The organism is Microcoleus sp. B4-D4 (assembly GCF_036705185.1).
In the GTDB taxonomy this organism is placed as follows: Bacteria; Cyanobacteriota; Cyanobacteriia; order Cyanobacteriales; family Microcoleaceae; genus Microcoleus.
In genome coordinates, this window is sequence record NZ_JAUBTX010000002.1 from 1 (window position 1) to 23,919 (window position 23,919).

The 23,919-nt window shown below is 46.1% G+C and carries 24 protein-coding genes, 1 tRNA gene and 1 pseudogene; 13 read left to right on the forward strand and 13 right to left on the reverse strand.

What is annotated here, in order from left to right; genetic code table 11:
- Positions 1–285: 285 nt before the first annotated feature.
- Both QUB13_RS01700 and holA read right to left on the reverse strand, forming a co-directional pair.
- A complete protein-coding gene (locus tag QUB13_RS01700) occupies positions 286–1,299 on the reverse strand; it encodes a hypothetical protein (RefSeq protein WP_333091229.1) in 1,014 nt (337 codons plus the stop codon).
- A 409-nt stretch (positions 1,300–1,708) separates the two neighbouring features.
- A complete protein-coding gene (gene holA / locus QUB13_RS01705; protein ID WP_333378249.1) occupies positions 1,709–2,686 on the reverse strand; it encodes a DNA polymerase III subunit delta in 978 nt (325 codons plus the stop codon).
- Positions 2,687–2,865: 179 nt separating this feature from the next.
- Here holA and QUB13_RS01710 point away from each other — a divergent pair, with 179 nt between their 5' ends.
- On the forward strand, positions 2,866–3,606 hold the full coding sequence (locus QUB13_RS01710) for a DUF1868 domain-containing protein (protein ID WP_333091350.1): 741 nt from the start codon (positions 2,866–2,868) through the stop codon (positions 3,604–3,606).
- Between the two features lie 590 nt (positions 3,607–4,196).
- Positions 4,197–5,498 (forward strand): precorrin-6y C5,15-methyltransferase (decarboxylating) subunit CbiE, encoded by a 1,302-nt coding sequence (gene cbiE, locus QUB13_RS01715; protein WP_333378252.1) that lies wholly within the window; start codon positions 4,197–4,199, stop codon positions 5,496–5,498.
- Positions 5,499–5,642: 144 nt separating this feature from the next.
- On the opposite strand, the gene QUB13_RS01720 is transcribed toward cbiE, so the two are convergent.
- The 4 genes from QUB13_RS01720 to QUB13_RS01735 form a co-directional block, all read right to left on the reverse strand.
- Positions 5,643–6,512: a CPBP family intramembrane glutamic endopeptidase gene (locus tag QUB13_RS01720; RefSeq protein WP_333378255.1), complete on the reverse strand. Its 870-nt coding sequence runs from the start codon at positions 6,510–6,512 to the stop codon at positions 5,643–5,645.
- A 356-nt stretch (positions 6,513–6,868) separates the two neighbouring features.
- On the reverse strand, positions 6,869–7,909 hold the full coding sequence (gene lpxD / locus QUB13_RS01725; protein ID WP_333378258.1) for a UDP-3-O-(3-hydroxymyristoyl)glucosamine N-acyltransferase: 1,041 nt from the start codon (positions 7,907–7,909) through the stop codon (positions 6,869–6,871).
- 143 nt (positions 7,910–8,052) lie between these two features.
- Entirely contained in the window at positions 8,053–8,367 is a 315-nt protein-coding gene (locus QUB13_RS01730) for a YkvA family protein (RefSeq protein WP_194066177.1), read from the reverse strand.
- Between the two features lie 549 nt (positions 8,368–8,916).
- Positions 8,917–10,032: an SPFH domain-containing protein gene (locus QUB13_RS01735; RefSeq protein ID WP_333378261.1), complete on the reverse strand. Its 1,116-nt coding sequence runs from the start codon at positions 10,030–10,032 to the stop codon at positions 8,917–8,919.
- 262 nt (positions 10,033–10,294) lie between these two features.
- Here QUB13_RS01735 and QUB13_RS01740 point away from each other — a divergent pair, with 262 nt between their 5' ends.
- On the forward strand, positions 10,295–10,474 hold the full coding sequence (locus QUB13_RS01740) for a hypothetical protein (RefSeq protein ID WP_333378264.1): 180 nt from the start codon (positions 10,295–10,297) through the stop codon (positions 10,472–10,474).
- A 207-nt stretch (positions 10,475–10,681) separates the two neighbouring features.
- Positions 10,682–11,407 (forward strand): IS1 family transposase, encoded by a 726-nt coding sequence (locus QUB13_RS01745; RefSeq protein WP_333378898.1) that lies wholly within the window; start codon positions 10,682–10,684, stop codon positions 11,405–11,407.
- Between the two features lie 212 nt (positions 11,408–11,619).
- Here the strand turns inward: QUB13_RS01745 and QUB13_RS01750 are convergent, their stop codons facing one another.
- Positions 11,620–11,934: a DUF433 domain-containing protein gene (locus tag QUB13_RS01750; protein WP_333378267.1), complete on the reverse strand. Its 315-nt coding sequence runs from the start codon at positions 11,932–11,934 to the stop codon at positions 11,620–11,622.
- A 182-nt stretch (positions 11,935–12,116) separates the two neighbouring features.
- Between QUB13_RS01750 and QUB13_RS01755 the strand changes: the two genes are divergently transcribed.
- Entirely contained in the window at positions 12,117–12,386 is a 270-nt protein-coding gene (locus QUB13_RS01755) for a ribbon-helix-helix domain-containing protein (protein ID WP_333378270.1), read from the forward strand.
- 27 nt (positions 12,387–12,413) lie between these two features.
- Positions 12,414–12,692: pseudogene (locus QUB13_RS01760) on the forward strand (type II toxin-antitoxin system RelE/ParE family toxin); the annotation flags it as partial.
- A gap of 29 nt (positions 12,693–12,721) precedes the next feature.
- Here QUB13_RS01760 and rlmD read toward each other — a convergent pair.
- Entirely contained in the window at positions 12,722–14,134 is a 1,413-nt protein-coding gene (gene rlmD / locus QUB13_RS01765) for a 23S rRNA (uracil(1939)-C(5))-methyltransferase RlmD (RefSeq protein ID WP_333195500.1), read from the reverse strand.
- Positions 14,135–14,599: 465 nt separating this feature from the next.
- On the opposite strand from rlmD, the gene apcD reads away from it, so the two are divergent.
- Both apcD and QUB13_RS01775 read left to right on the forward strand, forming a co-directional pair.
- Positions 14,600–15,085 (forward strand): allophycocyanin subunit alpha-B, encoded by a 486-nt coding sequence (apcD, locus tag QUB13_RS01770; protein WP_194011261.1) that lies wholly within the window; start codon positions 14,600–14,602, stop codon positions 15,083–15,085.
- A 97-nt stretch (positions 15,086–15,182) separates the two neighbouring features.
- Positions 15,183–15,329, forward strand: a complete 147-nt coding sequence (locus tag QUB13_RS01775) for a hypothetical protein (RefSeq protein ID WP_333378275.1) — start codon at positions 15,183–15,185, stop codon at positions 15,327–15,329.
- A 278-nt stretch (positions 15,330–15,607) separates the two neighbouring features.
- Here QUB13_RS01775 and QUB13_RS01780 read toward each other — a convergent pair whose 3' ends face one another.
- Positions 15,608–16,873 (reverse strand): RNA-guided endonuclease InsQ/TnpB family protein, encoded by a 1,266-nt coding sequence (locus QUB13_RS01780; protein ID WP_333378278.1) that lies wholly within the window; start codon positions 16,871–16,873, stop codon positions 15,608–15,610.
- Between the two features lie 28 nt (positions 16,874–16,901).
- Here QUB13_RS01780 and tnpA point away from each other — a divergent pair, with 28 nt between their 5' ends.
- The gene (tnpA, locus tag QUB13_RS01785) at positions 16,902–17,315 is read left to right on the forward strand and encodes an IS200/IS605 family transposase (RefSeq protein ID WP_333378281.1); all 414 of its coding nucleotides are present in this window, start codon (positions 16,902–16,904) and stop codon (positions 17,313–17,315) included.
- A gap of 97 nt (positions 17,316–17,412) precedes the next feature.
- Positions 17,413–17,814 carry a helix-turn-helix domain-containing protein gene (locus tag QUB13_RS01790; RefSeq protein ID WP_333378284.1) on the forward strand — a complete coding sequence of 134 codons (402 nt, stop codon included), beginning with the start codon at positions 17,413–17,415 and terminating at the stop codon, positions 17,812–17,814.
- A gap of 117 nt (positions 17,815–17,931) precedes the next feature.
- On the opposite strand, the gene mazG is transcribed toward QUB13_RS01790, so the two are convergent.
- Positions 17,932–18,759, reverse strand: a complete 828-nt coding sequence (gene mazG / locus QUB13_RS01795) for a nucleoside triphosphate pyrophosphohydrolase (protein WP_333378287.1) — start codon at positions 18,757–18,759, stop codon at positions 17,932–17,934.
- A gap of 6 nt (positions 18,760–18,765) precedes the next feature.
- Positions 18,766–19,356 (reverse strand): metal-binding protein, encoded by a 591-nt coding sequence (locus QUB13_RS01800; protein ID WP_333378290.1) that lies wholly within the window; start codon positions 19,354–19,356, stop codon positions 18,766–18,768.
- 71 nt (positions 19,357–19,427) lie between these two features.
- Here QUB13_RS01800 and QUB13_RS01805 point away from each other — a divergent pair.
- The 3 genes from QUB13_RS01805 to ygfZ all read left to right on the forward strand — a co-directional run bounded on the left by QUB13_RS01805 (position 19,428) and on the right by ygfZ (position 21,357).
- Positions 19,428–19,499 (forward strand) — tRNA-Val (locus QUB13_RS01805).
- A gap of 192 nt (positions 19,500–19,691) precedes the next feature.
- Positions 19,692–20,075 carry a hypothetical protein gene (locus QUB13_RS01810; RefSeq protein WP_333378293.1) on the forward strand — a complete coding sequence of 128 codons (384 nt, stop codon included), beginning with the start codon at positions 19,692–19,694 and terminating at the stop codon, positions 20,073–20,075.
- Positions 20,076–20,277: 202 nt separating this feature from the next.
- Positions 20,278–21,357, forward strand: a complete 1,080-nt coding sequence (gene ygfZ / locus QUB13_RS01815) for a CAF17-like 4Fe-4S cluster assembly/insertion protein YgfZ (RefSeq protein WP_333378295.1) — start codon at positions 20,278–20,280, stop codon at positions 21,355–21,357.
- Between the two features lie 276 nt (positions 21,358–21,633).
- Here ygfZ and QUB13_RS01820 read toward each other — a convergent pair whose 3' ends face one another.
- Together QUB13_RS01820 and QUB13_RS01825 are read right to left on the reverse strand one after the other, a co-directional pair.
- Complete coding sequence (locus QUB13_RS01820; RefSeq protein WP_333378298.1) at positions 21,634–22,452, reverse strand: FkbM family methyltransferase; 819 nt, start codon at positions 22,450–22,452, stop codon at positions 21,634–21,636.
- A gap of 109 nt (positions 22,453–22,561) precedes the next feature.
- Positions 22,562–23,725: a quinone-dependent dihydroorotate dehydrogenase gene (locus QUB13_RS01825; protein ID WP_333378301.1), complete on the reverse strand. Its 1,164-nt coding sequence runs from the start codon at positions 23,723–23,725 to the stop codon at positions 22,562–22,564.
- Positions 23,726–23,919 lie beyond the last annotated feature (194 nt).

A 23,919-nucleotide genomic window follows, 5' to 3' on the forward strand; every position in this document is an offset into this window, starting at 1 on the left:
CAACGGATAGCAACAGCACATCCCAATGAATCAGGAAGCCAGTGCTGTATGCTACGCATCAGCGTCTGGTAGTTCACATCCAGTAAAGCCATTGAGGAGCATCTGGTGTTTGGCATTTGATGTGCGATCACATCAATCAAAAAATGCTTTTTGCCCAACTAAGATGCTCCTAGCCATTGATACCTTTAGCGGTATCCCCGTCTCCCCATACCCAGTCTAATTTTGGGCTTTCACATCATCCCAAGAAATCCCCCACCCAACGAGTGCATCTTGAAACAGAAAAGCTTAAGGCGCTGCCGCCGCCCTGCGGTTGGCCACAATCAGATTAGCCTGATACTCTGTCGCTTTTTGCTGAGCCTTTTGATAGTTCGGGCTAGTTGACGGCACGGCTCTCATCAGCCCAACCGCTTTCTGCCACTCGCTTGCTACTGCAATCCACTCATTTTGAGACTGAGCCGTCTGGGCCAACACAGCCGCCTTCTGAGCGTTGTTAACGCCTTCTCTCCAAGGATCTGGCTTAGGCGCGACGGCTTTTGGTGCAGGAGAAGCTGCCTTGGGCGCTGGAGATGTCGGAGCTGGGCTGGCGGGCGCTGCTGTGGGAGAGGCTTTGGGTACAGGAGAGACTGGCTTTGGAGTTGCGCCAGATGCGTTTGGAGAGGGTGCGGTGGGGGTTTTTGATGCGCCAGATGAGGCTTTGGGGGAGGGGGAAGCAGCTTCGGGGACGCTTGGTTCTGGGTTCGAGCCGCCGAAGGGCAAATTTCCCGTGAAGTAAAGCCCTGCGATCGCCACCACAGGCACTAAGATACCCACAGGTATTACCCATTTGGGGAATTGTTTTTTCGCAGGCGTGGCTATATCTTCGTGTTCGTCTTCGTCTTCGTCTTCGTCGCCGTCATCTCGATCGAATTCTGATTCTTGATAATAGTCTTCGTCTTCGGGTTCGACATCATCTAAACCTATAGAATCATCAGGTATTCCACTCTCGGAGGGGTAAAGCGACTCTTCGGGCATCAGATTTATTTCATCTTCCCACGCAGCCGAGCCGTCACCTGTTCGACGTCCGTAAACCTTGACAGTATGAATTGATTCGACTCCCAAATTCGTCATCCCGTTGCGGATGAAATCGACCAATGCCATTTGACTCGGTACTTTGCTGGACTCCAAAATTATGTGGAGGCAGCCGTTGTCCCGCGTCACGTCGGCTTTGATGCCTTTGGGTTGGAGTGTACGGTTGATGCTAGATGCGATCGTATCTGGATCGCCCTGCTTGAGAAGTTCCTGCAGGTTTTGTTGTGTCATGGGTAGCGCTCTTTTTTTTTTGGGGGGGGGTTGGAGAGCCGGCAAATAATATTATTAACCGATCGGCGTTAGGCCGCGGACAATATTTATTTACCACATTAGCTTCTAGTGTGGCATTCTGAGACTATTTCTCGTATCTATTCAAAACCTTTTGACCTGCGATCGGGCATCAAGCACACAGGCGCGAGCAAAATTTGTTGTAAAAATTTACAGTAATCTCGCCCAAAAACGGTTATAATTTTCCTGCACTCCTGGCAGACTCCCAAAATTTGAGAAACTTGGACGGTTCGGCAGTAGAGGTGGCAACGGGTTCGCGCGGTGAGAGCAGCCGAACCGAACGTCTCGCGCCGAAGTTTCAAATCAATCTCAAATCGACGCTTCGGGCTGCTCCTGCTGCCAGCAGAGGACATCAGCGAAACAAGCTAGAAAGTTCTATAACTTTGGTTTGCAGAGTTGAGATTTCTTCCCGGCCCCGTTTTAAAGAAGCTTCTAATTCTAGGAGCAACGGCAAACTTTTTTGCAGTTTTTCTAAGCTGGCGTTCTTGACTTCTTGACGAAAATAGTATATGCGTTTGGGATTGCCAAGGTCTAGAGATCGAGCAATTTTATCGTCGCCCTCGCCCGCTTGGATCATTGCCTTTACCCACAGCCAAATCCGAAACTTACCAGTCAAGCCTGCCACAATCCTCAAACCAGGCTCGTTTTTGGCCGCTAAGCCCGCCAATAACTCCAAAGCACCTCCCGTATTGCCCTCGCGAATTGCATCGGCTAGTTGGAAGGTATTCTGGGCGTGACAGTGCACTAATGCGGCTACTTCCTCCGGGTTGAGAGGTTGGCTGCGGTTGCCGGCAAAGAGTCGTAATTTTTCCAATTCGCTGTATAGCTGACGGGTATCGCTACCGATGGATTCGGCCAAAAGTTCGATCGCCGTGGCGGTCAATTTGACATTCATTTCGCCGGCAACTTGGCGCGCCCGCTGGGCTAATTCCTTGTCATTCCAAGGCGGAATCGGTGAAAATTCGCGAAATTCGCCGGACTTGTTGAGTAGCTTGGTAGATTTGAGCCGGCTGTCGGGTTTTTTGACGGATGTCAGCAGCAACACTGTTGTAGGGGGAATCACCGGCAGCGTCCGTTCCAATTGGGCCAAGAGTTCTGGAGAACACTGCTGGGTGAGAGTCGTATTTGTCAGCCAGACAAAACGGCTGCCGCTACCGAAGGGGGGTGTTAAGGCTCGATCGAGTCCTTCGATCACTGCTTCGGGCCGATCGGCAATTATCTTGTCATAGTTAAAACTAGCCCAGTTGGGGTCGAGGACTGTTTGGCGCAATTTTGTGACTGCTTGCGCGATCGCAAAGTCGTCTTCCCCCCAAAATAGGTAAAACTGCATATTTAAAGCTCTGTACAGGAAAAAATTTGAGTCGCACGATCGTCGGCTTGTCCAACATATCCTGAATCCGACTGTTGGAAGCCCGCACCATAATATAAAATTTGGTGTGGGAGTATTTCACCGCGAGGAAATCAAGATTGGATGATACTTATCAAGCTTACGTAAACCGGGTGGCGCGAATGACGCTGCTGGACTCCTATAAGTCCCAGATGGAACACATCCAGGAATCTCCAAAATTTAAGCCTGATGAAGCCGGTCACAGAAATCCTGTACCTTTTCCGGGTTATTCGGTGATTACGCCACCTGCGGGGGAAGATGCAGAAAATACTGCTCTTTATAGTAATTTGCAGTCAGTCCAACAACGGCTATTGCAGGAAATCGCGGACGGTGCGATCGTAGCACTGCCTCCTGATAGCTTCCATTTAACCGTGGCAGATCTGATTTGGAGCAGCGCTTTTCAAGATGCTTCTGAGAACAATCCAGAATTTGAAGAGCAACTGCGCGATCGAATGAAAGAGTGTTTTGCCACCTGCAAACCCTTGGCGGGAGGCCCGGAGATTCGCTGGACTGTGCTGGGGTTGATGGTGATGACTAGGGCTGTGGGTGTTTGTTTGGCACCGACTGACGAAAACTCTTACAAGCAAATTCTAGAGTTTCGGCGATCGATCTATCAAAATCCCGATTTAATTGCTTTAGGAATTGAACAGCAATATCATTTGACGGCACACATTACTCTGGCTTATTTTGGGGACACCGGGCCGAATTTAGACCGCGATCGTTTGGTCGCCGTGATGTCTGAGTTAAATGACCAATGGCTTGACACGCCACAAGAACTGTGCGTGCACCGAGCCGAACTGCGGAAGTTTGACGACATGACTAGCTACGTGCGGCAACCGGATTGGCCTGTTTTTGAATTTTAAGGAAGTCATTAGTCATTAGTCATTAGTCATTAGTCATCAGTCATTAGTCAGTAGTCAGTAGTCATTAGTCATTAGTCATCAGTCATTAGTCATCAGTCATTAGTCAGTAGTCAGTAGTCATTAGTCATTAGTCATCAGTCATTAGTGCTGTCCCCCCCCCGAGCTTTCCGTCCAACGTCATCAGGAAGAGGGAAGAGGGAAGAGGGAAGAGGGAAGTTCGGCAACGAGCTAGGTAGGGAATTTAACGGATACAAGTCAGAATTCAGAGGACTCAATCAAGGAAAATTCTCCCCACTCTCCATTCTCCCCACTCTCCATTCTCCCCTTCTCCGCCTCTGGCATCTCCTCTGTTTCAAGGGTCAGGATACTGCCTATAGCGGTTCTCACAAAAGTGAGGTATGCTTTTAGGCCCGATGCCCGATGCCCGATGCTTTTAGGCCCGATGCCCGATGCCGGATAGTGCCTCATCTTTCTGAGAAAGGCGATATTAAATGCTTTAATTATTCTGGCTTGGTAACAAAATCAAGCAAAAAATTTATGATAAACCCGGAAAAATCAGTAATTCTGGTTTTTTACTTTTTGCTTAAATAGTGACTGTACACGTTGTTGGTATTGGTTTAGATGGAGCTGCTGGGCTGAGCGAATCGGCGCGGCAGGTTGTAGAAACGGCCGCTCTGCTGGTAGGGAGCGATCGACATTTGAGCTATTTTCCCGATCGCGGCCGAGAGCGCTGGGTGTTGGAAGATTCAACCGAAGCAATTCTGGAAATTCGGCGCTGGCTGGCGGAAGTACCGCAGTTAGAGGCGGATGCGGAAACTGTGGAAAGAGGCCGAGGTTCGATCGTCATTTTAGTAGCCGGCGACCCCATGTTCCACGGCTGGGGAAAGTTACTAATTTCCCAAATTCCGCCAGATAAATTGACATTTCACCCCCATGTGAGCTCGGTGCAACTGGCCTTCAACCGCTTGCAAATCCCGTGGCAGGATGCTCATTTTGTGGCCTCCCAGGGACGTTATTTTGAGGAATTGACGGCAAAACTCAAGTTAGGTGTGGAAAAAATTGCCGTGCTCGCGGACGAAACTCTCACTCCGGCGGCTTTAGCAAATTTGGTGAAAGCTCTAGATTTGCCGGCACGCTATCAGTTTTGGGTTTGCGAAAATTTGGGTTCTCCAGAGGAGAAGGTTGGCTTGTATTCTCTAGAAGCTTTGCTGCGAGAGTCTTTTTCACTTCTGAGCGTGGTTGTAATGCAGAGGGTGTTCCCGCCAGCAGAAGCTTTGGATTTGGCAAGTTTGCCTTTGTTGGGGATTCCCGATGCAGCTTTTATCGGTGGCGGTGACAGGCTTGGTTTGACGGTGGAACGGGAGGTGCGGGTGTTGGTGCTGGCACAGTTGGCTTTGCGGCCGGAACAAGTTGTCTGGGATGTGGGTGCTGGTAACGGTTCTGTGTCGATCGAGATTGCTCGATTATTCCCGCAGTCTGAGGTATACGCGATCGAACAAACGGTTTCTGGTACTTCTGCGATCGAACTTAATTGTAGTCGTTTTGAGCTGCAAAACGTGCTTTCGATTCATGGCAGGGCACCGGAAATTTTGCACCGCTTGCGCCCGCCGCACCGGATTTTTATTGGCTGCTGCGGTGAAGGGCTGACCAAAATTTTGGGCGTTTGCGCCCTGCGGCTGCTCGCTGGAGGCTCGATCGTCCTAGCTTTGGATGTTTTTGAGGATATTGCTACTGTTTTGAGCTGGATTGGCGATCGGGTGCGCCGGGAACCGCACTGGAGTTACCGAATTCTGCAGGTGCAGTTGTCGCGTTCTATTTCTGCGGGCAGTTTGACTCGTTTTGAGGCGCTGAATCCAATTTCGATTGTGACTATCGATCGACATTTGAATTAATGTCTGATTTTTAACTGCTGATTAATGGCTGTGTTATCTATGTTTTGTTTTTTTATTGAATGTAATCTTTTTTTTACCGCAGAGGGCGCAGAGGGCGCAGAGGAAGAGAATAGGTAATTTTAAAGGGGTTGGGGATATTAGGTTTTAATTTTTAATTAACAAAATTACGGCTGCTGTTGCTAGCAATAACAGAATTCCGGCTGCACCGGCTAGGGGTTTTGCTGCTATTCCTGTAATCCATTCCGGTACCTTAGAAGTTGGTTTAATTGCGCCTTCTGTATCTACGGTAGTTATACCCCAAATCCAAGCTGCGTGAATGCCGATCGCCAATCCTAAACTGCCATTGTCGGCGATGCGGGCTAAGGTTAAAACCATGCCCATCAGCCACAATCCCGGCAGTTGCGGTAGGGTTTCTTTGGCGGCCCAAATGAGGTGGGCGATCGCGAATATGAAACTGGCGATCGCACCTGCTATTAATATTGAGTAATCTTGCTGGAGGATTGTTTGCAAGCAGCCGCGAAAGATTAACTCTTCTGTGGCGCTAATCCACAGTCCTAATAACAGAGTCAGCAGACTAGCAGGATTAATGATTAATGCCCAGAAATTAATGTTTTTTTCGCCTGTTTCGGTGGAAATTTCACCTTTTTTTAACTCGATCCAGCCTGCGGTTAATTGTAGACCGAATAAAATTACTAAGCTGATTATTCCTAATCCTAATCCCCCCAGTAATGACATCACAACTGCGGGTTGCCAATCCCAACCCCAACTAGCAAAAGTTGTGTTTTCGATCCAACTTGTCGCCCACAAAATGAAGGGTACAATCAGGTATAGGGAAGCGAGTAAAGGTAGTTTTTTGTTTCCCAAAGGTTGGGGCGGATGCCATTTGAGGGCGATCGCCAGTACGATCGCTACGGGTAGCCACACAGCAATCCAAGTTGAGAAAAACAAGATTATTTTGATAATTGCTGGTATTGACGGCGACATCAGTCGCAGGTTGTTGATACTATTCCACATTTAATGGGTTGCAACTATAATACTGTTCACTGTTGACTGTTGACTGTTGATTGTTGATTGTTGATTGTTGATTGTTGATTGTTAGTTGTTATTGGGAATTGTTATTTGTTAGTTGTTATTTGTTAGTTGTTATTGGGAATTGAGAATTGGCAATTGGGAATTCGTAGCAAGTAACCAACAACTACTGACAAATTCCCAACAACTACTGACAAATTCCCAACAACTACTGACAAATTCCCAACAACTACTGACTACTGACTACTGACTACTAACTACTAACTACTAACTACTGACTACTGACTACTAACTACTAACTACTGCCAACTGCCAACTGTCAACTGCCAACTGCCAACTGACTACCGATCGATCTTGCGCTGAATTTGCCTTAGAGACTGGTACATTTCTGGAAGGCGGTTGTAAATAGCTGTGGCTTTGAGAAATAGTTTGTGGGGAATTGCTGGAGTGCCGGTGACGATCGCGCCTGCGGGTACGTCGTTGTGAATTCCGGCTTTGGCTGTGGCGATCGCCCCATCTCCGATTTTAGCTTGATTGGCAATGCCAACTTGACCTGCCAAAATTACATTGTTGCCAATTTTCACCCCGCCAGCCATGCCAACGTGAGCGGCAAACGCGCAATTTTTCCCGACTTGACAGCCGTGACCTACCTGTACTAAGTTGTCGATTTTTGTATTCTGGCCGATGCGGGTTTCTCCGACGGCGGGCCTGTCGATCGTGCTGTTGCAGCCAACCTCAACACCCTCTTCTAATACGGTGCAGCCAGACTGCTCCATTTTCACCCACCCGGAGGCTGTCGGCACGAACCCAAAACCTTCGGAACCGATCGCCGCACCGCTGTGAATCACGCAATTTGCCCCGATGCGAGTACGTTCGTGAATCACGCAGTTAGCGTGTAAAACAGTGTTTTCGCCTATTTCCGCATCCGGGTAAATTACGACATTTGGGTGAATGCAAGCGTTGCTGCCAATTTTGACTTTTGCTTGAATTACGCTGTGGGGCCCGATACTGACATTTTCACCGATTTCTGCGCTGGGGTGAACGACGGCTGAGGGATGAATTTCGGATGGTGGGCGAAACGGTTGATAGAAAAGGGCGATCGTTTGAGCAAATAACAATCGCGGATCTGCTGCGGCTATCCAAGCAATGTTGCGATCGCTGCATTGAGCTTGCAGGTTTTCGTCTAAGGGTAAAATTAAGGCGGAAGCGTTTGTAGTGGCTGTATGAGCGGCAAATTTAGCTCCTTCTATATAACTGATAGTACCGGGTGCAGCTTCATCGACTGGGGCGGGGCCTGTAATTTCTCGATCGTCCGCGCTGGAGGATTTGAGGCTGTGGTTGTTGGCTAAATTAAGTTTCTCTACTATTTCGCTAAACTTCATTTATAAAAATTTGTTGTTAACACAGATGGATCATAGTTAAAAGTACCAGCTTTGGAGCACGATCCGAGCAGTTGGCATTGAAAAAACAAAAACCCCGACTTCTCACAGAAATCGGGGTTGTAGCGATCGATTGTTTTTGTCAACTATTGAACGGAAACTGCATCTACATCAACGGTACTCGCTGTAGTGTCCGAGGGGCTGCCGGTGGCTTGGGAGGCTGATGCTGTCTCTGTTTGGCGGGATTTAAAATAGTCGGTAGCCATTTGCGAGACTTCCGAAATCAGCAATACTGCGATCGCCAAGTCGTCAATTTGTCCGATTACGGGGAGAAAATCGGGCGCAATGTCGATCGGGCTGACTAGATATGCCAACGTTCCCAGAATAATCCACCAGCGGTACTTGGGGTTGCGGAGCGTGTCGCGATACCAGTTGTAAACAGATTGTATAGAAAAGTTCATGGGGTTGTCCTCTCGTTATATTTTCAATCTTGACAAATTATCGCTCGAAACGCTTGTGGAGATATCCCCCCTAAGATTGGGAAGAGACTTCTACCTGGGAGTATAGGGAATTGGGGAGGGACAATTTGTCAATCTGTGTCCCAAAGGCGGGGACTCTTGACAACGCCCCTACAGAAACCTGACAGATGAAAGGCGATGGAATTAATCTGTGTTGATCTGCGTCGATCTGCTGTTTAAACAAATCTTCATATTAGACCTCTTGCAAAAGTCAAATTGACCCCCCTTAGTCCCCCCTTCCGCGGGGAGAAACAAGAATAATCTTGCTCCCTCCCCTTAATAAGGGGAGGGTTGGGGTGGGGTGCTTTGGATTTTTGCAAGAGTTCTATTGTTGACGGTAGATTCGGAATCTATTACTTGTATATCGTGATTAAAGCAAGTTACTTAGATTGGGATTTTTAAACTGCAGATGTTAACAGATAAACACAGATGAACGCTGATGGGATTTATCTGTGTTGATCTGCTGTTTAAAAAAATCTTCATATCTTTCAATCACGAATCTTGAAACACCCATTTTTGGTCGCCGATCGCAATTTCGCAACCGTTGGCTAACCAAAAAGGGTCGTTAGCAGCCAGCCTCTGTCCGCCCACAAAAGTGCCGTTGGAACTGCCGCTATCGACAAGTTGATATCGCTGTTTGCCAACTTCGTCAGTGGCCCTGCGAATCTGGGCGTGGTAGCGCGAACTTTGCGGATCTTGCAATACTAAAGTGTTAGTTGGTTCGCGTCCAATTGTAAAAGGATTGGCCGTTAAACCGATCGCCTGTCCAGAAAACTTGTAGATTAAATATGCGGTGTTTTTGCGATCGCTGCTGGCGAGTACCGTCGGTGCAAGTGAAGGTGAATTTCTCGCAGGTGGGAGACTGTTTTGGGCGAGTTGTTCTGTCAGTTGTTGCAAATCGCGATCGAATGCTGCTGCTGTGTCAGAAGCTGGAAGACTCGCGGGAGAATGACCTGAAATTAAGTTTAACTGCTGTACTGGCGCTTGAGGCGCGATCGGGCGGCCCGCTTCGGCAATTCTCATTTGCAGGGCGGCGGCATTTTCTGCTTCTTGTCGAGCACTCATTCCCTCAACTTGGCGAATAACTCCGTTGGTTTCGGGAAAGCTGACATCGCCAATTCGCACGTCTTCTAAGTTAAAACCTAGGGTATAAAAATCTTGGACGCGATCGAGCAAATTTTGGCGCAGCAAGAGCCGGCCTTGGGTGATAAGCTGTTGTAGGGGAATTTGCCCGATCGCTAATCCCATACAATCCTTAACTGCACTTGCTAAAACAGCTAGAGGATCGGACAATTCTAAAGCTACTCGTTTCGGATCTATAACTTGATAAATAACCGTCAGAGTCGCATCAATTAAAAATCTATCCTTAGACAAAAAATCTCCGTGCGACTGTACATCCAAATTGCGGAGTTTGGTGTCTACGATGACAATTTGACACTGTTCCAGCAGGGGAAGGGCGAAGCTGAAATGCCGCCCGGATTTCAGGGTACGCACGGCGCGGCCGTTTTTGACCAACAGCCCCGTGTAACCCGCCCCGATAAAGTCCATACTAAACCCGGCCCAGCGTTCGGGTGTGACGGTTTGAATTAGGGGAGAGGCGTTGTTCATGACAGGGAGTTGAGGGAGGTTTGATTCTATTTTTAGGGTAACAAATTGCTGGCGGCGAGCGATCGGGCGGTGTGCCGGTTCTGCAACCTCTATTCTATACTTCTGGACTCCCCGCGATTCAGCCCGGACTGGAGCTCGTTTGTATTTAGTTGGTAGTTAGTTGGTGGTTAGGGCGATCGAAATACTGTTCGTAGGGTGCGTCAGATCCGAAAAACTTGTTGAAATCGAAATAATTAATGTCTGACGCACCTTACAATTTCCTGTGACTGTGACTATTTGTGCTAATCTTAAAGAGATTCAAGATTACCAAGAAGTGTATGCTACGGGGAAAAAATGCCAGTATTTAGTAGAATATTCTAATAACCAATCTCGTGAATACGCTAGGGCTATTTTGAAAGAAGATGAAATTTTAGTTCTGGATTATGAACTCGCAGTTGCCTAAATAATCTTGACAATTAAAATTACTTAACCATACCGCACAGGAATCAGTGCCATGTCCATTTCCAAACCTGAAAAGCCATAGTATTTAAAACCGATTAATTCCCCCGATATTCAAATGCGATCCATCGCCTACAGTTTAGATACTTTGATTCCAGGACTCTACATTTGGCTGGGTGCGCTCAAAATTCGGGCGTTGCTGAGTTATAGTATGAACAGGAGGAATAATTTATGCAATGCAAGCGAATGTAAATCAACCCATATCCGTAAAAACGGCAAAAAAAAAGGAAAACAAAACCACATTTGTGTCGAATGTGGTCGTCAATTCATTAATGAGTATGCACCCCAGCGAGGCTATAGCGAGAGCATCAAACGTGACTGCCTAAAAATGTACGTCAATGGTATGGGGTTACGAGGGATAGAACGAGTTAAAGGAGTTCATCATACCACCGTAATGAATTGGGTAAAACAAGTCGGCAAACTGTTACCAGATGTTTATGACCCTGAAGTCATTCCAGAAGTTGGTGAACTCGATGAATTACAAACTTATGTGAAAAAAAAAACAGACAAAATATGGCTGTGGACAGCCGTTGACCACTTTAAACCAGGAATTTTAGGATGGGTATTAGGGGATCATAGCGCTAAGACGTTTGAACCATTATGGGACAAAGTAAGTGCATGGAAATGCTATTTTTATGTAACAGATGGATGGTCTGTATATCCCATGTTTATCCCTGATGGCGATCAGATTATTAGTAAGACTTATATGACACGAGTAGAAGGGGAAAATACAAGACTAAGACATTATCTAGCTAGGCTACATCGCAAGACTCTTTGTTATTCTAAATGTGAGGAAATGCTCAAGCATTCTATTAAGTTATTAATACATTACTTGAAATTTGACGATATTCCTATGACCGGGGCATTCATACCTTGATTCAGCAACGCCAAGTTTTGAGCGAATTGAATGAAGGGGAGCCATAGTGTGCGATCGCACCTCAATCAACCAATATAACTGAAGGGCGATCAATCTTGTTTGATTGTAGCCGATCGCCAGATCGAGAGTACAACTGACTAAAAAGGAATATACTCAACAGCATTCATCCATTCATCAGATTCCGAGGCTAAAGCAATGAGTTCCAATGCCACTTACAACAACCCCTTAGCTCGCATTCTTACGAAAAATGGTGAAGGCGAAAGCAGAGATTTGTCCTGTTGTACCTGCTCCCATTCCGTCCGAATCTCCTGCTCAATTTCAACTTGAAAGTCGAAGTAATAAGCCATTGCTGCATGAGCCTCTGACTGCATCAAATAAGAATGCTGGCGGCACATCTCTTCCACTGACCAACCGTAAGCTAGATAATCCATGACAATCTGAGCAACCCGCACGCGGGGTATCCGGTGCAACCGTGCGGGTTGACCCGCTACTTTCTCGATATGAGGATAAATTAAAGCTGATGTCATTGCTTTTTGGATCTATCTCTACAGGACATTAGCACAAATAGTATTATAACAGTCAGCAAAAATCAAAAGAATTAAACAAAGCGATCGCACCTCAACAAACCAATCTAACTGAAGGGCGTAAAGCGCCGCTATCCTATAGAGAATCGCCTACAATAGAATAAACACCCCTCATCTCAAACACCATGCAAATTGTTTTGCCACCTGAAGCCGAAGCCCTAGTGCAGCGCCAACTCACCAGCGGCAAATACAACAGCGCGATCGACGTTATCCTCGCAGCCATTAAACTACTCGAACAACAGCAAGACATTTATCAAGGACGACTGCAAGAACTCCAACAAGACGCACTGATTGGACATCTTGCATCCCAACACGGTGAAGTCGTAGACGGTGCAACCGCAATGGCACAAATTCGAGCTAATTTGCGTTCGCGTTACACTTCCTCAGAAGCATGAGTCCACAATGCAAGCCTCACCCAACCCGCAATTCAAGACATTGAGCAAATTGCAGACTACATCGCTAGTCGATCGGGACTCGATCGAGCCGATCGCTTTTTAAGCAATCTTGACGCTAAATTCGCCAAAATTGCTCAATTTCCCAATATTGGACGACAAAGAGACGAAATTTTACCCTTGCTTCGCAGTCTCTCCACAGACAACTATCTCATCCTCTATATGCCGATCGGACAGGATGTAGAGATTTTTCGAGTAGTCAGTGGTTATCGAGATTTGTCAGCCCTGTTCACCGATGCCGATGATTGAATTTAACTAAACAACGATCGCCCTTTAATTCACCTCACCAAAAACGCCGCACACTCCACATGAGAAGTCTGAGGAAAGAAATCCGCCGGCTGCACCCGTGCTAACTTATAATCCCCATTTTCGCACAAAATCTTCAGGTCGCGAGCCAAAGTAGCAGGCTTGCAGCTAACATACACAATCCGATTTGGCTTGATTTCCTTAATTGTTTCCAACACCGCGCGATCGCACCCTTTACGCGGCGGATCTAATAACACAATATCCGGTATCAATCCCAAAGCAGGCAGCAAACTCTCTACAGTTCCCACCTGAAAATCGACATTTTTCACATCATTTAATTCAGCATTTAGCTTAGCTTGCTCGATCGCAGCAGGTTGCACTTCTAAACCGATCGCTATTTTGACTTGTTTGGCCAGCGGTAAAGTAAAAGTCCCAATGCCGCAGTAAGCGTCAACCAAAACCTCATTTCCCTGCAAATTCAATTCCCCGACAATCACCTGCAACAGCCCTTCGGCAGCCTCAGTATTTACCTGAAAAAAAGTATCTGCCCTTAGTTGAAAGTTCAAACCAGCAAATTTTTCTCGCAGATCGGACTGACCGGCAATACAGCGAGTTTCCGCACCAAAAATTACATTAGTTTGAGCTGAATTCACATTCAAACAAACACCTACAAGTTGAGGATAGTGTTTCAGCCACTCAGCCGCTTGTGCTTCAATTCCCGGCAAGTCTCCCGTGCGAACTATTAAAGTTAGCAGCATTTCCCCGGTGCGCCGTCCGATTCGCAAGGACAAATGACGCAGTTCTCCTGTATGTTTCTTTTCGTCGTAGACTGGCCAATCTCTCCAGTGTATGTCTTCTTTGACTTCTTTTAATAACGGATTGAGGCGCGGGTCTTGCACCGGACACTGATTGAGATTGACTAATTTGTGGGTACTTTTTTGATAGTAACCTGCTTGCACTTGACCTGTGGCAGAAATTGCTACCGGATAAGTTGCTTTGTTGCGGTATCCCAAAAATTGGGGAAATCCTTCGATTTTTCCCGTTAATATTTCATCGACTTGCAGATTGCTAAATCCGCCAATCCGTTCTAAGGCTTGAATAATTTGATTTTGCTTGGCTGCAAGCTGGTATTCGTAGTCTACGTGCTGCCACTGACAGCCGCCGCACTTATCTGCGACAATGCAGTTGGCTCGGATTCGGTGTTCGGATGCTTCCAGAAGTGTGTCCAGCTTACCTGTAGCATAGGTGGATTTGACTTGCACGAGGCGCGCTAGGATGCGATCGCCCGTCACGGTATCGGGCACAAACACCACGAGTTCGCCAAAGCGGCCAACGCCGTCGCCGGTGTCTGTCAAGTCGGTAATTTCTATCTCAACCAGTTGACCTTGCTGACAAGGGTTGGCCACTTTCGTCGAGTTGCGCGTGGAAAATTTAGATTTGGTCATTAACAAATACCTGAGTAGTTTTGGAAGCCGTTAGAAGCAGTCGTGGTAAAATTTCAGATAGTAACGCACGATCGCTGTCTCAGATTGAAGTAAGCCATCGCACTCAAGCTCAATTGCAGAGTGTATTCCTGCTTCCGAGCCCCGGCTGCTGTAACGCCGGTAGATTGCCCTCGATCGAACCTGTGCGATATGCTATTAGGGCCAAGCAGCCAAAACTCGTCAAACAGTCTAAATGTCTGCCGGCATTCAAACTCTCAATCGCAGTTTTTGAATTTTTCCCACAGTACCTTGGGACACAAGGAAACTGGCTTAGTCACTAAGCATAACGCTTACTGAGATTTACCGCCTACTTCTAAGATTGATAAATGTTAGCAGCAAGGTAAGTATCCTGAGTAGGAATCTCATCTTAAAAAGATGGGAATGTCAATGAATGTTTTTCTCAAATATCCTCAAATTTGAATAACAATGAGCGTAGTTAGCCAATTAATTCTCCAAGCCGATGACGAACTTCGTTATCCCAGTACCGGCGAACTCCAAAGCATCAATGATTTTTTTAAGACGGGAGAACAGCGGGTGCGTATTGCTACTGCGCTGTCTGACAGTGAGAAAAAAATTGTTGAAGAAGCTAGCAAAAAACTCTGGAAAAAACGCCCTGATTTTATCTCTCCCGGTGGTAATGCTTACGGCCAGCGCGAACGGGCTTTGTGTCTGCGCGACTACGGCTGGTACTTGCGCCTGATTACCTACGGTATCTTAGCGGGTGACAAGGAGCCGATCGAAAGTATTGGTTTGATTGGCGTTCGGGAAATGTACAATTCTCTGGGCGTTCCTGTTCCTGGCATGGTGGAAGCTATCCGCTGTTTGAAGGAAGCTGCTTTGGCTTTGCTAAATCAAGATGATGCTAAGGAAGCTGCTCCTTATTTTGATTATATCGCTCAAGCGATGTCTTAATTGCTTTGCCGATCGAAATCGCGATCGATGTAGCGGATCGTTTGCGGGTGATTTTTGGGGTGATTTTATCTCGCAATTGCTCGCAAATGTTTCGCTTTTGTTTTTGAAAAAGGAAGAAGGAAGAAGGAAGTTCGGCAACGATCAATGTACGGGATGTAACGGATGTAACGGATGTAACGGATGTAAGTCCGTCGGAAGATGGAAGAAGGAAGAAAGAATCGAACGCAATGGTTTGAGCAATTAACACCGTCTTCACCGTTGGGCGCGGTTGCTATTGTTAGGGAATCTGCCTGATTTCTGCTACGAAGCAATGCTGTTTGAGCTTTCCCACATTTCGAGAACGTCTTGTCTTTCAATACACATTTGATTTAAAAAGTCAATAGTTTTTTGAAGGTATTGTTTGTTAAATTTCCGGGTGTCGTACTGAATCGAAGTTTTGAGCTGTGAAAGTTGCGAAAGGGTGGGGCAAGTGTGACGTTCTCCCCCGTTAACCGAAGCGGTATAATGGGGGCTTCACAAGAATTATGCTAACTGAAACCCAGCTAACATTTCCTTTGCTTCTTGTTTCAATGGCCGAGTAATCTCTAAGCCTCCACAAGCAGAAACGATGAGTCCCACCGCTTTAAAATCCTCAATTGCTCTCTTTAAAATATTTATTGCCGCATTAATATCACGGTCTAATTCAGTATGGCAATGAGGGCAAGAATGCCACCTAATTGATAAATCTTTTTTAACTTTAACTCCACACCCTGAGCAATCTTGAGATGTATTATTCGGGTTAACTTTAACAACACGAACGCCGCGTATTACCGCCACTGCTTCCAGTATCGTAATGAAACTTCCCCAAGCTGCATCTAAAATTGATTTACCCCAGTGAGTACGAGCAAGTCCTTTTATATTCAGGTCTTCAACTGCAATTAAGTCATATTGCCTTACCAGGAAGTGTGCTGTTTTATAATTAAAATCTTTTCGCTGTCTTTGAATTCGTTGATGAATTTTGGCGACCTTATTAGCTTGCTTTTGATAGTTTGCGGAGCCTTTTTGTTGATTCGCTAACTTCCTTTGTTGTCTACCTAAATGATTTTGAGCTTTTCTTCTTGTTTGTTGAATCGGGACAATTTTACCGTCTGACATCGCTAAAAATTTTTCTAAACCGACATCAATGCCAACTGCTGTTTTTATGGTATCTATTGGCATTAGTGTTGGTATACTGCCATCTTCTATGCTTAAGCAAACATACCAACCATCGGCTTTTTTAACAATGGTTGCCGTTTTGAGTGTAAATCCTTGATTGATAGGACGATGTACAATTACTGGTATTTTTCCAATTCTGGGAATTCCTAATGTAGTTCCTGTTAAAAAACAAGCTGCTTTTGGGTGATTGACTCTAGAAAAACAAAACGAACGTAATTCACCTTTCTTTTTAAAGCGTGGTCTACCCGCACGTTTAAGGGTTTTATCCGGTGTTAGCCAACGCCACCAAGCTTTTTCTAATCTTTGAATATTAATTTGCTGAACTTCAGCATAAATATCTTTGTACTCAGGAAATAATTTTTTGGTTTCCTTAAGTGCTGATTGCTGAGTGTAATAATTGACGGTTTCAGGTATTTCGCCAATTGACTCTCTCGAAATTGAGCATCGGTCAATCCGGCAACGAGTACGATGTAGCCAGTCCAACCTTTGCCCTAACGCATAATTCCAGTGCCGACTCAACAACTCTAACCAATTGTCCATGATGGCAATTTGTTCGGAGTTAGGCTTAATTCGGTACTGGTACGTTATCATCATGTCAGGATCCTAAATCGTTTAACGCATTATGTCAACCCCCTTATACGAAAAAGGCTGTAGGTCTGTTTACTTACTTAACGCTCATACAGTTTTTGTCACTAAGTATAGGCGTAAGGTGATTACGAAAGATTTGCTGTATAGACTAGAGCAAATCTTTAAGGATACCTGTGACAAGTGGGAATCAAGTATTATCGAGTTTAATGGTGAATCAGACCATGTGCATCTTCTGATTCAATATCCGCCACAAGTTCAGTTGAGTAAATTAATCGGTAATCTTAAGACTGTATCTAGTCGGTTAATCCGTAAAAAATTTTCGGAACATCTCAGCAATTTCTACTATAAACCTGTGTTCTGGACTGGCTCCTATTTTGTAGCTAGTTGTGGTGGTGTTACGATTGAACAGCTAAAAAAATACGTTGAACAACAATCAGTACCAAATTAAATCGTGCTGCGCGTTTACTTGCTGGCGGTAATTCCCCACCCGTTAAGCGAAGCGCTATAACGGGCGACCCCTTGCCGCATTAAGTTGGATCTGTAAAATGCCGGGATTTCTTGACTTTAAGGCTGTCGTCGATCGGGAAAAACTGCGCCCTGTGCGATTTACGGATACAGGACGCGGTAGATTGGGCAAACTTCTGAAAGCAGCAAGACAGACAACAGGCTGGTCTGTCAGCGAAACAGAATTTAAAACCAAGGGATATGAAGAGGCGCTGTTCACAGCTACAAATCAACCCGTACCCAAAGATGTGGGTATTAGTGCCGCCACATTCAACCGCTACGAACGCGGGAAGCTGGATAATTTGGATTGGCGATCGCTCTCTCTGCTATGCTTTGTCCTCAAGCCGATCGATCCGGTGACAGCGGAAGCGCTAGAACCCACAAACGCGCTTTACATTGCGTGCGAACATCCGCCGTACAATGACGCAAAGCTTTACGAGTAGTTGATTGCTGACATCTGAACTGATGCAACCAAATTATTGAGATGGGGAGTTTTGAACCGCAGATATTAGCGGATGAACGCTGATGTCATTTGATCTGTGTTTATCTGCGGCGATTGATTACCCCTCGCCCTTTTGTTTCGCCAGCATTGCCTTAGCTTGCTGCCACAAAGCATCTAACTCTTCGGGCGGATAATCCGACAAAGGTCGATCGCACGCAGCCTCAACTTTAGCAAACCGCTGCACGAAGCGATCGCTCGTTCCGTGCAAAGCAGCCGACGCATCTAAATTGTACCAGCGAGCCAATTGAATCAACACAAACATAATATCTCCCAACTCCGACTCCTGTGCTGCCTTATCCTCGTGTTTGAGAGCGTGTTCAAATTCCGCCATTTCTTCATGAAACTTATCCCAAACGCCGTCTACATTGTCCCAATCAAAACTCACTTCCGCAGCTTTTTGAGAGATTTTTGCGGCGGCAGCGATGGGAGGCAAAGTGCTGGCATAACGGCTCATTTTTGAGGCTAAGGTTGGTGGCTTTTCCGAATTTGTGCCTTTTTCTGCAGCTTTGATTTTTTCCCAGTTTTCGTTAACTTCATCCACGCTTTTGACTTCTACATCCCCGAAAACGTGGGGATGTCGCCGAATCAGTTTTTCGGTAATTCCCCCAGCGATTTCGGCGAAGGTAAATTGATGGGATTCGCTGGCAATTTGAGCTTGCAGAATTACCTGCAATAGCAAGTCGCCCAATTCTTCGACGATCGCATCTTTCTCTCCTTTGCGAATCGCGTCGGCGGTTTCATAGGCTTCTTCGATGATGTGAGGAATTAGGGTTTCGGGAGTTTGGGCTAAATCCCAAGGACATCCGCCGTCGGGCGATCGCAACGCCGCCACAACTTCTATCAAGTTTTCGAGTGCAGCGAGCGATCTACTGTGGGAATTAGACATTAAAATTTACCTGTTAGATTTGCTAGATGTGCGGCGGGGAGCTTTGATGTTTCGCCTTTTAATTGTCTTAGGAGGGCGCAACCCGCTCAAGCCTTTCTTTTTGAATCTTTTGTAAGCGGAGCCGCCCCAATCGCTCAAATAGTGGCTCATCGCGCCCAATTCGAGACCGATGTAAACTGCTAAAATTTCGATGTAGTGTTCTGAGATCGATCGACCCCAACCCAAAACCGAATCCTGCCAATTCCCGGCTAAATTTCCAATTTTTTCAGCAATTACCAATCCCAACACTCCGAAAACCGCGATCCAAATCGCGAGATACAAGATTCGCAAAGCAGTGCCGATTAGAGGCCCGTGGGACAAAAAAGAGCGGTGGCGCAAGCTTTTTTGGTAGGGGAGCCAAATCGGCTTGAACCATCCCCAGCGCTGATACTGGCAGGAGTAGATATCCAAGTCGGGGCCAAACATCAGCCCGCCGAATAAAAAGCTGCCAGAAACGAGCAAAGTCAGGTTGCTGCTCAGAGTATGGCCAAAGGTGAGGGCTGCCACCAAGGGCAAACTCCATAGAGTGATTTGATCGTGCGTGCGGCCAGAGGGCATTGAAAGTTTATGATTTTTTTAGTTGATCTTTCTGGGATACTGTGATATGATAAATCCCTGTAAGCGCAATTGGGCGATTAGCTCAGTGGTAGAGCGCCTGCTTTACACGCAGGATGCCGTAGGTTCAAATCCTACATCGCCCATCCAATAACTCAATATCAACAATTTCAGCCGTTTTTAGCCGTTAAGCCGAGAACGGCTTTAACTGTTGCTGTTGACGGTTGACTTTTGAATTTGGTGACGACTAAATTTAACATTTTGTGGCAGATGTCCCGCAAATAGGTACTCTATGCAGGAAAATTAATTCATAGATTTTCCTTTTTAGAATCATGTATATGAAGCCTAAAATAACTAGCCCGATCGCCTGGAAGCAAGCTGAACTTCTCATGCAGCCCGCCATGATTCGAGTCCTCGACAACATCCGCAAACAATTAGAGGAGTCCCCCTGGACGGGAACTTATCAAAACGTGGCGGTTCCAATTCCCGGCTATCAACTAATTTTAGAGCATCAAGGCGAGCAAAAATCCGTCGATATTTGGGAACTTTGCTATCAAATCTGCTTTGTCAACTACCCGCCAGCCCACACTCCAATGCAAAGCCAAGAAGTTGTAATTGATACTAGCTTGATTGAAGAAGACACTGGCGATGTAGATTGGAATCGTCTTGATACCAAAGCCAGCCAATTAATACAAGAAATCTTCGCTAATTTGAGTCAGTAGTCAGTAGTCAGTAGTCAGTAGTTAGTAGTCAGTAGTCAGTAGTCAGTAGTCAGTAGTCATTAGTCATTAGTCATTAGTCATTAGTCAGTAGTCATTAGTCATTAGTCAACAGTTAACAGTCAACAGTTAACAGTCAACAGTTAACAGCCAACAGCCAACAGCCAACAGCCAACAGTTAACAGTCAACAGCCAACAAAATCTTATGATTCAAGAATTGCACGACATTCAAGCCGCAGCCGGCGCTACATTTGCAGAATTAACAACCGCAGAAACAGTCCCAGTCAGTTTTGGTAACGACGGCGCCGCCATCGCAGCAACGAAACAAGGTGTGGCTTTGTACGATCGCACTCACTGGGGACGCATTCAAATCTCAGATAGCGATCGCCTGCGGTTCCTGCACAATCAAAGCACCAATAACTTTAACATACTCAAACCCGGTCAAGGTTGCGACACCGTTTTCCTCACATCCACCGCCCGGACGATCGACCTCGCCACCGCCTATGCTACAGAAGATGCTGTACTGCTGCTAGTTTCAGCCAACCGCCGCCGCCAACTCCTCGAATTGCTCGATCGCTACATTTTCCCAATGGATCGCGTAGAATTAACAGATTTAACCGATACAACAATCGCTTTCAGCCTCCTAGGCCCGGAAAGCACTCAACTATTAGAAAAACTCGGAGTTAGCGAACTGGAAAATCAACCCTACGCTACTCACAAAACGATCAAAAATTCCCTTCTTTCTCCCCCTTACGAAGAGGGAGATCGAGGAGGTGTTCGAGTTGCTGTTGGTAGCGGTTTAGCCACTCCCGGATACACATTAATTGCGCCAGCCAGCGATGCAGCCCACTTGTGGAAAGCATTAGTCAAAGCTGGGGCCGTACCGATGGGCGATCGCGTGTGGGAACAACTGCGAATCGAACAAGGCCGCCCCGCCCCCGATTTTGAACTCACCGACGATTACAACCCCCTAGAAGCCCGTTTGTCAAACACCATTTCCTACGACAAAGGTTGCTACATCGGTCAAGAAACAATTGCCAGATTGAACACCTACAAAGGAGTAAAACAGGAACTTTGGGGCGTGGAATTGAGCGGCGCAGTTGCACCCGGAACAATCATCACAATCGGAGCCGAAAAAGTCGGCAAACTCACCAGTTTTGTCCAAACAGAATCTGGTTTTTTTGGTCTTGCTTACATTCGCACAAAAGCAGGCGGCCCTGGGCTAAAAGTACAATTAGGAGAAATTGCCGGAGAAGTAGTCAATATACCTTTTTTAAGTTTGTAAGCTGTTGACTGTTGACTGTTGACTGTTGGCTGTTGACTGTTGACTGTTGGCTGTTAAGAGGGCGGGCACGGGGGCACCGCCCCTACTGACTGTTGACTGTTGGCTATCTACTCGTTACCAGGCTCTGCCTGGTAACGCAGATCCGGAGGCTCTGCCTCCATTTTCGCAGGCGAGACTCTTCAATAGTGACATCGATTCCTAGGCTCTTAGCCTCTCAACCAGTTATTGAAAATGATTTAGGATTGCTCTATAATTCCCCATTCCGAGAAACTTGAGTTAAATGATTACATATTCATCGCTCAAAACAGCTTGACTCACCTGCGGTTCCGGCTCTACAGCATCGCTGTAATTAGTTTCAATATGCTTGATGAAACTTTCCCGATAAGCTTTGAGATATGAGTTAACTTGTTCAATATCCTGCTCTCCTGTCGCGTAATGACTATCTCTTCTAAAGCGACCAGATTCTTTGACAAAAGCCATGTCAACTTGCCACAAAGCTGCATCAATCGGACGATATCCCAAATCAACAATATCGTAAGCTGCGAATCCTTGGGACTTCATAAAACTCATGACATCATACATTTGACCAAATAAAGTAACTTCAACAATTACATATTCAGTCTGCTGCAAAATTTCCGTTGCTCCCGCTAAAACATCTAATTCCTGTCCGTCTACATCGACTTTAATTAAATACGGGCCTGGTAAATTTCTTTCTCTGCATATTCCGTCCAGCGTAATTGCAGGTATGTTTCTCAAATAAGGATTGCTGCTGTCGGTAACGCGATTTTCTGAAATTGAAGAATGCAACATAGATGGACTGACATTCAGGGTGAAAACTCCCGATTTTTTGGTGGCTGCAGCAATAATATATTCTGCACTTGGGAGTTTCCGGCAAATTTTGGCGAGATAAGGTTCATTTTCTGCGATGGGTTCAATTAGTAAATGTCGCGAATTCGGAAAGGTTTCGTAGAGGTTAAAAGTTCCCAATGCCGCGCCGACATCTATGACTGTTTTAGGTTCAAAACCTAAGTTTTTAGCCAGCAACAAGCTACCTGACATGGTGTTTCTGGGAACTCCTATTTCTTGTGCGCTCATAATTATTTTCCTGATTTTAATAAGATGGATAAAATTGATATTGTATCCGGCAAATAGAGGCCTAGCCTCGCCTCTGGTGCATTACCAGGTTCTTCCTGGTAAGGAGGAATTATTTAATATTTTCGCAACCAACGGCTTCGCAAATTGAATTAAATCCTTTTTCATCTAATTTTTGCAGCAAACCTTCCAAAATTCGGCGCACCATCCAAGGGCCTTCGTAAACCCAACCTGTGTAGACTTGAATTAAACTCGCGCCGGCGGCGATTTTTTCCCAAGCATCTTGGGCGGTGAAAATGCCGCCAACTCCTATTATGGGTAGTTCGCCTTTTGTATATTGCCAGATAAATCGGATGATTTCTGTCGATCGCCCCCGCACTGGTATGCCGCTAATTCCGCCGGCTTCTTCGGTGATGGGTTTGCCTGTTTCTGGCAATATTTGGGTTTTTAATCCGTCGCGCCGGATGGTGGTGTTTGTGGCGATAATTCCTGCTAGTTGGTAGGTTTTGGCGATGTCGAGGATTGATGCGATATCCTCCATCTCCAAATCCGGCGCAATTTTGACTAAAATTGGCTTGATTCCCCGGTTTTCTTGTTGCAAAATTTCCAAAATTGTGCTAAGCCCCGCAGCATCTTGGAGCGATCGCAATCCAGGCGTATTTGGAGATGAAACGTTGACTACAAAATAATCCCCCCAATCTTTGAGCAGCTTAAAACTCTCCAAATAATCGGCTGCTGCCTGCTCTAACGGTGTTATTTTAGATTTACCGAGATTGATGCCGATCGGGTAAGGTGACTGAGGCATGGAACGCGAGGCCTCGGATTTTGACTGTTTCTGGGAAGCCTCAAACCGGGCGGCCATTGCTGCGGCTCCTTGATTGTTAAAGCCCATGCGGTTGAGGGCTGCGCTGTCAGCCTCTAAGCGAAACAAGCGAGGTTTGGGGTTTCCCGGCTGCGCTTGGCTGGTGACTGTACCCATTTCGGCAAAGCCAAAGCCAAAATTTGCCCAAATGTCTGCTGCTTGGCCGTTTTTATCAAATCCGGCGGCCAAACCGACAGGGTTTTTGAAGCTTATTCCCCACTTCGATTGTTCGAGGCGAGAATCTTGCACTCCCAAAGATTTTTGCAATCGCCAGAGCATTTGGCTGGTTGCTGGGTTTGACTGGGTTCTGGCTGCGAGTTCGAGAATTTGGAGAGTGCGGTTGTGCAGCCACTCGGCGTCGGTTTTCAATACGGAAAACAACAACGGGCGCACGCTAGATTGATATATATCCAATGACTTGTCCTGGGGAACTTGACAAATGAGAAATTAGAAGGGAAATAAAAATATTCAGGAGCCGACGACAACGAAGCGAAGATTTTTACTTCAACTTCCATCGACTTTATCTAATGTTTGAGATTGAATCATAATTGAGACGATTATATTATAGGTTGATTGTTTTTAATTTTAATTTTTAATTTTTTTAAGTT